At 32.6% G+C, this 10,863-nt stretch carries 12 protein-coding genes and 1 pseudogene; 12 read left to right on the top strand and 1 reads right to left on the bottom strand.

From position 1 onward, the window contains the following. The 3 genes from ACTCAF_RS09725 to murI all read left to right on the top strand — a co-directional run. A partial coding sequence (locus ACTCAF_RS09725) for a GGDEF domain-containing protein (RefSeq protein WP_463063086.1) occupies window positions 1–1,058 on the top strand: 1,058 nt, incomplete at its 5' end. Between the two features lie 79 nt (window positions 1,059–1,137). Beyond that, window positions 1,138–2,184, top strand: a complete 1,047-nt coding sequence (zapE, locus tag ACTCAF_RS09720) for a cell division protein ZapE (RefSeq protein WP_463063085.1) — start codon at window positions 1,138–1,140, stop codon at window positions 2,182–2,184. 2 nt (window positions 2,185–2,186) lie between these two features. Continuing rightward, window positions 2,187–2,966: a glutamate racemase gene (gene murI / locus ACTCAF_RS09715; RefSeq protein WP_463063084.1), complete on the top strand. Its 780-nt coding sequence runs from the start codon at window positions 2,187–2,189 to the stop codon at window positions 2,964–2,966. Window positions 2,967–2,975: 9 nt separating this feature from the next. Here murI and ACTCAF_RS09710 read toward each other — a convergent pair whose 3' ends face one another. Continuing rightward, entirely contained in the window at window positions 2,976–3,590 is a 615-nt protein-coding gene (locus tag ACTCAF_RS09710; RefSeq protein ID WP_463063083.1) for an HAD family hydrolase, read from the bottom strand. Between the two features lie 110 nt (window positions 3,591–3,700). On the opposite strand from ACTCAF_RS09710, the gene fliD reads away from it, so the two are divergent. The 9 genes and pseudogenes from fliD to ACTCAF_RS09665 all read left to right on the top strand — a co-directional run. Further along, on the top strand, window positions 3,701–6,322 hold the full coding sequence (gene fliD / locus ACTCAF_RS09705; RefSeq protein ID WP_463063082.1) for a flagellar filament capping protein FliD: 2,622 nt from the start codon (window positions 3,701–3,703) through the stop codon (window positions 6,320–6,322). Between the two features lie 14 nt (window positions 6,323–6,336). Further along, the gene (gene fliS / locus ACTCAF_RS09700; RefSeq protein WP_463063081.1) at window positions 6,337–6,759 is read left to right on the top strand and encodes a flagellar export chaperone FliS; all 423 of its coding nucleotides are present in this window, start codon (window positions 6,337–6,339) and stop codon (window positions 6,757–6,759) included. A gap of 6 nt (window positions 6,760–6,765) precedes the next feature. Continuing rightward, window positions 6,766–7,098: a hypothetical protein gene (locus tag ACTCAF_RS09695; RefSeq protein WP_463063080.1), complete on the top strand. Its 333-nt coding sequence runs from the start codon at window positions 6,766–6,768 to the stop codon at window positions 7,096–7,098. A 13-nt stretch (window positions 7,099–7,111) separates the two neighbouring features. Further along, window positions 7,112–7,282, top strand: coding sequence for a hypothetical protein (locus ACTCAF_RS09690; RefSeq protein WP_463063079.1), 171 nt, complete (start codon window positions 7,112–7,114; stop codon window positions 7,280–7,282). An 18-nt stretch (window positions 7,283–7,300) separates the two neighbouring features. Then, window positions 7,301–7,633: a hypothetical protein gene (locus ACTCAF_RS09685; protein ID WP_463063078.1), complete on the top strand. Its 333-nt coding sequence runs from the start codon at window positions 7,301–7,303 to the stop codon at window positions 7,631–7,633. Next, window positions 7,633–9,201, top strand: coding sequence for a radical SAM protein (locus ACTCAF_RS09680; protein ID WP_463063077.1), 1,569 nt, complete (start codon window positions 7,633–7,635; stop codon window positions 9,199–9,201). The genes ACTCAF_RS09685 and ACTCAF_RS09680 overlap by 1 nt, the downstream gene beginning before the upstream one ends. Window positions 9,202–9,227: 26 nt before the next feature. Continuing rightward, window positions 9,228–9,935, top strand: coding sequence for a peptidoglycan editing factor PgeF (gene pgeF / locus ACTCAF_RS09675; protein ID WP_463063076.1), 708 nt, complete (start codon window positions 9,228–9,230; stop codon window positions 9,933–9,935). Next, window positions 9,928–10,611, top strand: a complete 684-nt coding sequence (locus ACTCAF_RS09670; RefSeq protein ID WP_463063075.1) for a YggS family pyridoxal phosphate-dependent enzyme — start codon at window positions 9,928–9,930, stop codon at window positions 10,609–10,611. The genes pgeF and ACTCAF_RS09670 overlap by 8 nt, the downstream gene beginning before the upstream one ends. A gap of 1 nt (window position 10,612) precedes the next feature. After that, window positions 10,613–10,863 (top strand): annotated as a pseudogene (locus tag ACTCAF_RS09665) (YggT family protein); the annotation flags it as partial.

Below are 10,863 nucleotides of genomic sequence, written 5' to 3'. Positions count from 1 at the left end.
TAACTTCCCCGGTTATTGAGAATGACGAAATTGCAGGATGCACTGTTCTTTTGCAGGATGTTACAGATTATTATAATGTTATTGAAAACACAAAAAAGGATTATGAGACTGAAAAGTTTATTTCTGAGCTTTTACAGCGAATATACAAAGGTAGTGATTTAAATGAAAGTATAAAAGAGAATTTAAATTTAATAAAAAATTATCTCGGGTTATCGCAAATTAACATTTATGAAATGGATGATGGAGTAATAAAAAAATCACTTTCGACTATTAAAGAAGGTGATGTTGATATCTCTGATAATAATTTATTGTGGGAGTTGTTTAAAAGGCTTGATTTTGAAAGTATTATTATTGGGAATATAAATAATAATGATAAACTCTTAAATGATTATATGAATGTGACTAAAACAATCTCTTTGATAATGTATCCTATTTATGAAAAAGGTCATATCTTTGGTTTTATTTCGTACGAAGATAGTGAGAAGGTCAGGGTTTGGAGTATAAGGGAAGCAGAATTTCTCAAAATTGTAACGAATATAATTGCATCAGCAATCATTCAAAAGAAATCTGAAGACAGTTTAAAATATGCAAGCACACATGACAAGCTAACTGGTATTTATAACAGGGCATACTTTGAGTCGGAGATTGAAAGGGTAAGAGGTGGCAGAAGCTATCCGATAGCTTTCTTTATGGTTGATGTTAATGACTTAAAAGTTATAAATGATACCTTGGGGCATATTGCTGGGGATGAGCTAATAAAAAATGCTTCAAAAATCTTGAAAAATTCATTTAGAATGGATGACTGTCTTGCAAGAATTGGCGGAGATGAATTTGCAGTAATTATTAAAAATGCCAATACAGAATTGGTGAAAAATCTTTACAATAGAATTATTCAGACTCAAAATAGCTTGAATAAAAGTCTTGAATCAAAGGTTTCGATGGCAATAGGGTATGCTATTGCAAAAAACAAAGATGAGTTTGACGCCGCACTAAAACAGGCGGATGAAAAGATGTATGAAAATAAAAAACTGATAAAAAATGGAAGAGGCATAAGATAATTTTTTAGAAACCGCTTGCATTTTTCCATATTTTTCTTTAAAAAATCGGGGTTTTAAATAATCATTAAGGCAGAAAGTCATGATTCTGGATTTAAATGATATAAGTTTTGATGTTTCCATAGAGGAGTGCTTTGTAAATCTGAGACCTCACCCCAAATTTTCCGGCTGTACTTTTGAAAATTATATCCCTGATCCAAATTATCCTTCTCAGCATTACATAAAAGATACTTTGATGAATAAAATTTCTAAACTTAACAATGAAAAAGATTCTTCCATAACAAAAAAAGGATTTTTTGGATTATTTAAAGCAAAGCAAATAAATGACAATAAAAAAACTTTAAACAACTTGTATATTGACGGTGGTTACGGTGTAGGTAAAACTCATTTGTTAAGTGCCTGTTATAATACAGCAAATGTACCAAAAGCATTTTTAAGTTTTGCTGAGTTATGTTATTTTTTCAATTATATAGGGCTTGAAAAAACAGCTGAAGAATTTTCAAGACTTAAGCTTTTGCTTCTTGATGAATTTGAGCTTGATGATCCTGCGACCACAAGGATGATGGCAAAATTTTTTCTACTGATAAATAAAAATACTTTAATTATCACTACATCAAATACTTTGCCATCAGATCTCGGGAAACTTAAATTTCAGGTAGATGAATTTGCAAGGGAGATGGGCATTATTTCAGGAGCTTTTAAGACTGTTGTAGTCGAAGGACTTGATTACAGGAAGAGAAAAAAAATTCTTAACCAGAGAATAGCTACAAAGACATTTCTTGATACTTTCAGGGATTACAATGTAGAAAAAACAAGCAAGATGCTTGTTAATTTTTCTGCACTTATTGACACATTAGTTGATAACCACCCTTTTAAATATTTTGTTATCCCTTCCAGGTGCGAGGCAATTTTTATTGATAAAATGACCCCTTTTGATGCATTAAATAATGCACTCAGATTTGCCCATCTTATTGATCACTGTTACTACTACAATACAAAGCTCTTTATTAAGTCTAAATATGGACTGAGTGATTTTTTCAAACCTGAAATTCTTGAATCATGTTTCAGTAAAAAGTTTTACAGGTGTCTTTCCAGACTTGATGAAATGGCAATATTTTTTAAAGAGTAGATATGGCAATAGGTGTATTTGATTCAGGCATAGGCGGTTTAACAGTTTACAGTTCAATAATTGAAAAGTTTGAATCTCTTGATGTGTATTATTTAGGCGATACTGCAAGAGTGCCGTATGGCAATAAATCAGAAGAGACTATCTGCAGATACAGTCTTGAATGTGCAAATTTTCTCATTGAACAATTTGATATTTCATGCCTTGTTGTGGCCTGTAATACTGCATCTTCATTTGCTCTTAATTTTCTGAGAAGTAAAGTCAGTATCCCTGTAATAGGTGTAGTTGACCCAGGTGCAAAACAGGCAGCTTATTTTACCAAAAATAAAAAAATAGGTGTTATAGGTACCATTGGCACAATAAAAAGTAATTCTTATAGTAAAAGTATTAAAAATTTAGACCCATCCATTGAGATATACCAGAATCCTGCTCCGTTGCTTGTGCCCCTTGTGGAAGAGGGGAGAATAAATCATAAAATTACGAAACTTGCATTGAAAGAATATATACAACCTCTTGTAAATAAAGGTGTTGATACACTTGTGTTGGGCTGTACCCATTATCCGGTGTTAAAAGAAGAGATACACAAATTATACCCTGAGCTTATTTTGATAGATTCAAGCCTGGCTGTACTGCCTGAAATAGAAAAATGTATAGATTTATCCGGTGGTGATACCGCAAAAAGATTGATTTTTACCACTGACCGGACTGAAGCATTTGAGCTGTTGAAGCAAAGGATAGTAGGGGATATAAAATCTGAGAAAGTTGATTTGAAGGAATTTGTCTAATTTTTTTGGTTAAATGTATTTAAAAATTTCATCATGACGGCTCATAAAAATCGAATCTTCAAACTTTTTCTTGTAGCCTATGAAGGGGGTCATGGATGCTTTTGCAGCCATGTAATCGGTCTCAGAATCTCCGATGTATATCGTATTTTCAGGTTTTAAAGAAAAGTAATCAAATATCTTAAAAAGACCTTCAGGGTGTGGTTTTGCTTTTTGCACATCAAGAGATGTGACTTTAAAATGAAAATAACTATCGATATTAAAGTGGCTAAGAAGGTAGTGCAGAGAGTAACCTCTGTTTGTAAAAATAGCCAACTTAAAATTATTTTCTTTAAGTTTTTCAAGGGTTTCAATCAAGTGTTCTTCTGGCTCCATCAAATCGAGAAATTTTGTAAAATTCATCTTTTTGGCAAAATCAAGCATTTCGTTTAATTTTTCTTTGGAGTCAGTCAGAATAGACAAAATTTCTTCGTTGGTTTTCATCATCGCCATATTGACCATATCTTCATTGTTTCTGTCTATTTTGGGCAGATTAAATTTTTCGCAAACATAGTCATAATAGGCCAATACGGCTTTTTTGCTATTAAAAAGCACGCCATCGCAGTCGTAAACGATTAATTTCTTCATACTCTATCCTTGATGCCTAATCTCACATTTTTTTTCATATTTTTCAACTTTTTTCTAAAGGTTTTATTTTGATATCCGATATGTAAGTTGAGCGACACGGAGGTTTGCTTATGCAGGACTTAAGGATAGGTGGCATAATATCTGGCCTTGATACCAATAGTATTGTTGAAACATTGACTACTCAAGCAAAACAGACTTTTTACTCTCTTGAGCAAAAATATACAAACAAGAACCTTGAAAAAAGTATTTACCAGGAAATAAGCAGCGACCTTGCAACTATAAAAGCAGACTTATTAAATTTAAAACTTGAATCAACTTTTAAGTCAAAGAATGTTTCTGTTTCAAACACATCAATTCTTTCAGCCACATCTTCAATTTCTGCCAAAAACGGCTCACACTCAATTACTGTTTCTCAAATTGCAAGAAACTCATATACATTCAGTCAGTTTACAAATGTAGCTCTTACGGAAACAGGTGCTGGAGTGACAAAATTGTCAGGAAGACCTTCAGACTTTCTTGAGGGTGTACACTCTGTTAGTATTTCAACAACCTCAATTTCAAGCATAGACTATTATATTTCTGAAGATATTTTTTCACCCAATAACCTGGGCCAGTTTAAAAAATACTCAGGAGCTGGTATATCTGTAGTTGATACTAAAGGTGAATTAACTTCAGACTTAAATGGTAATTTTACATTAAATATTAATTCTGTGAGTTACTCAGTTTCTGTTTCTGCAACTACAGGTGATGATATAAACAAAATAGCCTATGATATTGAAAATTCTCTAAATAGTCAGTTAAATACGGCCAACAATACTTCAAATAAACAATATGTGGCAATAAGAGCTGATTTTAATTCAACTACTGGCAGCTGGAATTTTGCGATATACGATACTTCATTGGAAAACCTTGCCATTGCTTCCGGGACTGACTCTATAAGTCAGAGCCTTGGATTATATGATGGTTCAAGCTCTACAATAACTGCTTCTACAGTTACCAAAATTTCAAAATTTCATGTTTCTGATTCTTATGCCAATCTTTTAACGAAGCTTAACTCAACTGGAAGTGGGCTTATTCCGGGTGTTAGTTTAACTGCCGACTCAGGACTATCAAGCGGTACTTTTCTAATTGCACAGGACTCATCATTAAATGTTTCCTCAGCAACATATTCAAAGGTTTTAGGAGGGGCAGTTTCAAGCGGTTCAGGTCTAAATACATCTGTTACCGGATTACAGAACGCAGGATTTGCAAAATCACCTTCATCTTCCACAAATGGAACTTTTACAATAAACGGTGTTGAGATAACTATTGATGATTATACTGCCATATCCGTTAATGATTTATTGTCAATAATAAATTCTTCGGGCGCAGGCGTTACTGCCACTTATAATGACCTGGAAGATAGAATTGAATTAAGAGCAAACAATAAAGGCGCCGAAAATATCACTCTCGGAGATTTTGGGGATACAAGCGATATTTTAAGCGTCTTGAAAATAACTTCTTCTGATGGTGCCACCAAGGTTACAGGTAAAAGTGATGGTTCCATAGACCCTACTGAAAAGCTTAGTTCTGCTGGATTCACCAAAACAATTACCAGCGGTATATTTACTATAAATGGTGTTTCAATATATGTGGATGCAAGCTCCGATAGCCTGAATGACGTAATTTATAAAATTAACAATTCAGGTGCCAATGTTGAGATGTCTTATGATGAGGTTTCTGACAAAGTTACGTTAAAATCAACTGACTCCATTGATAAAATTAAACTTGGTTCAATTAACGATACCAGCTCATTTTTGGAAGCACTAAATCTTACAAATAACACAACTGTTCAAACGGAATATGGGGTGGCTGGCCAATATGCAGTTCTTAATGTTGATGGCATAAATTATGTTAGAAATACAAATAAAATAGACGATATAATATCAGGTGTTACTTTAAATATAAAAAATGCTTCGAGTGAAAATGTAACACTTGATATTTCAACAGATACCACAAAGGCTGTAGAATATTTTGCTAAGTTTGTACAACATTATAATCAGTTAGTTGAAAAGTTAAGTCCACCAGAGATCGACGATGAAGACAAAAAATATTTAACGCCTCTTACAGAGGATGAAAAAAATAATATGACGAGTGAGGAGGTGAAAGACTACGAAGAGAAATGGAATAAATTTACTACATACGACATTATTTCAAAAAGTTCAGAACTCCGTTTGCTCAAAAACTCCTTAAGAAGCAACCTCTTAAATCAGGTCACCGGAATAACCGGGACTTATTCAAGTCTTAGTGAAATCGGAATAAATGTAGCTGGCAGTGGCGATATAAGCATTCTTAAAAAAGGGATGCTGGTAAAGGATTCAACAGATTATGATGAAATTTTAGACACACTAAAAAGCAATGAAACTTTTATAAATGCTCTTGCTGAGCGTCCTGATGATGTTTACAGGCTTTTTGCGGAAAATAGTGATTCTGCGAAAGGATGGGCGAGAAAATATGAGGAAGTGGTAAACCAATATGTGTCTACAGGAGGCTTGATTTCTCTTAAAATACAGCCTTCTGGTACGATTGACAGACAGTTGTACAATCTTGCCGAACAAATGGATAGCGAACAAACACGTGTTACAAGTTACCTTGAAAGAGTATGGAGCCAATTTACATATATGGAAAAACAAATAGCTCAGCTGCAAGAGCAAGGCAACTATTTAACTCAGCTTCTTGCAAGTAATCAATAATAAAAGGAGGAGTAATGGTTTCAAATCCATACAAAACTTACTTAAAGAATGAAATTGAAGGAGCAACAAAAGGTAAACTGATTCTTCTATTGTATGATGGTGCAATAAAATTTTTACGCCAGGCTAACAGGGCAATTGAATCCAAGGATATTCCCGGTGCTCATGAAAATATTATCAAAGCTGAAAATATATTATACGAATTGATGTCTACTTTGAATATGGATGCCGGTAAAATAGCGGAAAATCTTCTCAAGCTTTACGATTTTATGGTCTGGAAGCTGATAGAAGCAAATATGGAAAAAAATGCTGAAAAGGTGAATTCAGTCATCAAGCTTCTTTTAAATTTAAGGGAAGCCTGGAAAGAAATAGTGGAAAAAGAGCAAGAAATAGAAAACAGCAATGAAAATAAAAAAAGGTCGGTTAATTTTGCCGGGTGAGGTAATATGACAATTAATTTTGATAACTCCGTAATCAACATCAGGGACAAGCTTACCGGTAATGTGAGTAAAAAGAAGGCTGAAAGCAACATATCTGCAAAGAGTGAGAAAAACTCTGAAAAGGTATCTGATTCAAAAAAATTTGCAGATATAGTTGAAATAAAAAGGGAAAACAGGCTTGCAGCAAACTCATACTCACAGCTTAAGACTGACGATGATGTAAATGAAGTGCTTAATAAACTAAAGGATGCTTTTAGGAAACAGGACACATCATCGTTGTTGGATATCCACAGTAAGGTTGAACCTGATAAGGTGCTAAAATTTTACCCGTTTGAATAAAAACGGAGCTTTTATGGATATTCATGGGATAAGTAACTATAAACTTCAGCAGTATAGTTGCGTCTATGCAATTAAAATAGCTGCAAAAGGGAATGAAACCTTGAAAAAAAGCGGTGAAAATCTGATTAAACTGCTAAACTCATCTATAAAAATTTCTTCAAATAAAATTGACCTTTACGCATAGCTGTATTATATTTTTACAATGAATAATAATTTGGATATTATTTATGGCAATTTTGTTAAAATCGCAGAAAAAATTTTAAACTGTGACTCTGACTATCTTGGTGAATATATTGAGATATATCAGAATTTTTTTACTCAGATAAATCAGATTGCCGTTAAATTGAACGAAATAAGTGAAGAAGACCTTGAAAAACTAAAAAATGTCCTTGAAATAAATAAAAAGGTGGAAATACTGCTTGGTCAAAAAAAAACCGAACTGCAAGAAAAAATTATTAAAGAAAATAAGAAAGAAAGTATAAAGAAAAAATATTGCCGGACAAATAATCATCTTGGAATAAATAAAGAAACTTAATGGAAAAATGGTCAGTTATAAAACATTATCGTGATATTTTGGAGTCCGAAGAAGGCTACATAATAAAAAACGGCTCAATTAAAGTAGCTTTACTATATCCAAACACCTATGACTTAGCTTCACAAAACCTTGGGTTTCAGGAAGCATACAGGTTTTTAAATTCAATTGATGATGTGGTTTGCGAGAGATTTGTCCTTGACTTTTATGAAGACAATTTATCTCTGGAATCCCAGAAATTTTTGGCAGAATTTGATATCCTTTTTATAAGCATAAATTATGAAGAGGATATTTTAAATCTTTTAAAATTTTTGAAATCACAACATATAGATGTTTTTAGAGACGCAAGAGATGACAGCTTTCCTCTTATAATTGCAGGTGGGGTACTTACATTTTTAAACCCAGTGTTGCTCCTTGATATTGTTGATTTTCAGCTTGTGGGTGACCTTGAACCTATGAAAGAAGATTTGGGTTTTATGTTAAAACTTAAAACTAAAAATGAAAGGATAAGCTTTATAAAAACTCTTGATTACAGTGTTTATCCTGAAAGAAATGGTAAGGCAAAGGTGGCTTACAAAAAAGACAGAAGACCTATTTGCTCTGTCATCAAAACATCAAAAGGGGAGTTTGCCGGTGAATTTTTGGCAGAGCTTAGTATCGGATGTAAGTATGGTTGCAGATTTTGTTCTGCATCATATATTTACAGGCCGTATCGTATTATGGATTTTGATATATTTTATGATATTGTTAAAAAAAACAGTTTTGGTAATCAGTTGGGCATTATAAGTGCCGTCTTTGGAGATTTGCCTGACATTAAGCCTCACCTTACAAAATTGAAAAACTTGGGAAAAAATGTTTCTGTTTCTTCGTTAAGAATTGATACGCTTGATGAGGATTTGGTGGCACTTTTGAAGGATTGCGGTGTGAACTCCATTACAATTGCAGAAGAAACAGTTTCTGAAAAACTTAAAAAAGTTATAAATAAAAATATTGATTCAAGTAAAATCTATGATGCGGTTAAAATAATTGCTGAGAAAGGTATTTTGAATTTAAAACTGTATTATATGATAGGTTTGCCTGGAGAGACAATTCAGGACATAATGCTAATGGTAGAAAGAATTCAGAAAATTTCATCTATCTTTACAAAGATTCAGTCTGAAAGATTTAAGAGGGTTGGTAAAATAAAAGTGTCAATAAATATATTTATCCCCAAACCCTTTACACCTATGCAGTACTTTGGTATTGAAAACAAGAAAAGTATCAGTAACAAAATTAAATATTTGAATTCAGGTCTAAGAAAAATTCCAAATTTGAAATTTAATATTATGTCGCACAATACAGCATTTTTACAGGCAACAATATCAAGAGGGAACAGTAGTATCAATGAATTTTATAGGCTATATGTCAAAAATTATGATGTAAAACATGCTTTAAAAGCATTTGATTCCAATGCCTATAACATGTATGATATTAGTGAAGAGTTTGAATGGGAAAAACTTATTTCACATAATTTTGACTTAAAAGTTATTAGAAATGAGTTTTTAAAAATAAAAAATTTTTTGGAGAATTAATTTTGATAGCTGCAAAAAAAGGCATTATGTATCTAAAGCCTGAAGGGTTGCCGCAGAATGTTTTAAGCTTTACCACTACAAGATTTTCTGGCTTTAGTTCAGGTGAATTTTCGAGTCTTAATTTTGGATATCATGTAGATGACGATGAGATGAGTGTGACGAAAAATTACGAAAAATTATATGAAGTGTTTTCACTAAAAAAAGTTTTGACACTGTCTCAAATTCATTCAAATATTATTGTAGATATTGATAGAGATGTTCACCTTTTAACCGGAGATGGTCTTGTAACCAGGAAAAAAAATGTTGCATTAGGGATTTTGACTGCAGATTGTTTTAATGTTCAACTTGTTGGCAATAAAATGATTGCAAATATCCATTGCGGCTGGAAAAGTATTTACAGTGGTATTCTTGAAGAGTGTTTAAAAATTTTTGAAATGGAACAAGATACCGTGAGATATGCTGTTGTTGGCCCTGGGATTTGTGCTAAATGCTACGAGGTTAACTCTGAGCTTGTACAAAAGTTTATATCTTTGATAAATAACAATGATATTTTTTTAAAAAATGACGGAAAGTTTTATCTGGATTTGAGAAAAATTATTAAATTAAAACTTGAGAATTTTGTAGAGAGTGTTATAGATTTAAATTATTGTACAAGATGCAGTGGTTTTTTGTATTCTTACAGAAGATTTAATAAAACGGGCAGATTGCTATCGGTATTAATGAAATATGAATGATGTGAAAAGAAATATTGAGATAATTAGAGAAAGGATTGATAAAGCGGCCACAAAATCATGGCGAAAGCCTGAGGATATTCATATTGTGGCAGTAAGCAAAACTTATCCTGCTGAAAAAGTTTTAGATGCCTACAATGCCGGTCTTAGAGTGTTTGGTGAAAATAAAGTACAGGAAGCTCTTGAAAAGATTGAAATTCTGTCTTCTTTTAAAGATATAAAATTTCACCTTATCGGTCATTTGCAGACAAACAAGGTAAAATATTTAAAGGATAAATTTGAGCTGATTCATTCTGTGGATAGAATTGAAATTGTCCAGGAGATGCAAAAAAGATTTTCGAAACTCAATCATATTCAGGATATACTGATACAGGTAAATATAGCCCGTGAACCACAGAAATCCGGAGTATTGCCTGAAGATTTTGATGAGCTTCTTGAATATGTTTTGCAGGCCAATTTTGTGAGGTTGAAAGGGCTTATGTTAATTCCTCCGTTTTTTGATGAACCACAGCTTAACAGAGATAATTTTAGAAAGATGTATAAACTTTTTGAAAAAATAAAAACTTATACAGATGTTGAGTATCTTTCCATGGGGATGAGTGATGATTTTGAGATTGCGATAGAAGAGGGCTCAAATATGGTAAGAATAGGTACTGCAATATTTGGCAAAAGAGGTTAAAATGTTATTGATATCATTAGCGGTAAAGTTTTATATTGTTATATTGATATTAAGAAGTGTTATGACAAGGCAGGAGTTGTATTTCAATCCTGCTGGAAAATTTGTTGCTGCTGCAACTGAGCCTATTTTTTCTACATTTTTCAAAAAATTCAGCAAAGCTGCTACCGATAAGTTGATTCCTGCGACAATTTTTTTGGTTATTTTAATATATATCTTTGCAAACTTTTTGTTTACCGGTAATCTGATATCCTC

The sequence above is a fragment of the Deferrivibrio sp. genome (genome assembly GCF_055117995.1).
The sequence above is the reverse complement of the archived record's forward strand: the minus strand, read 5'-3'. Positions and strand labels throughout refer to the sequence as shown.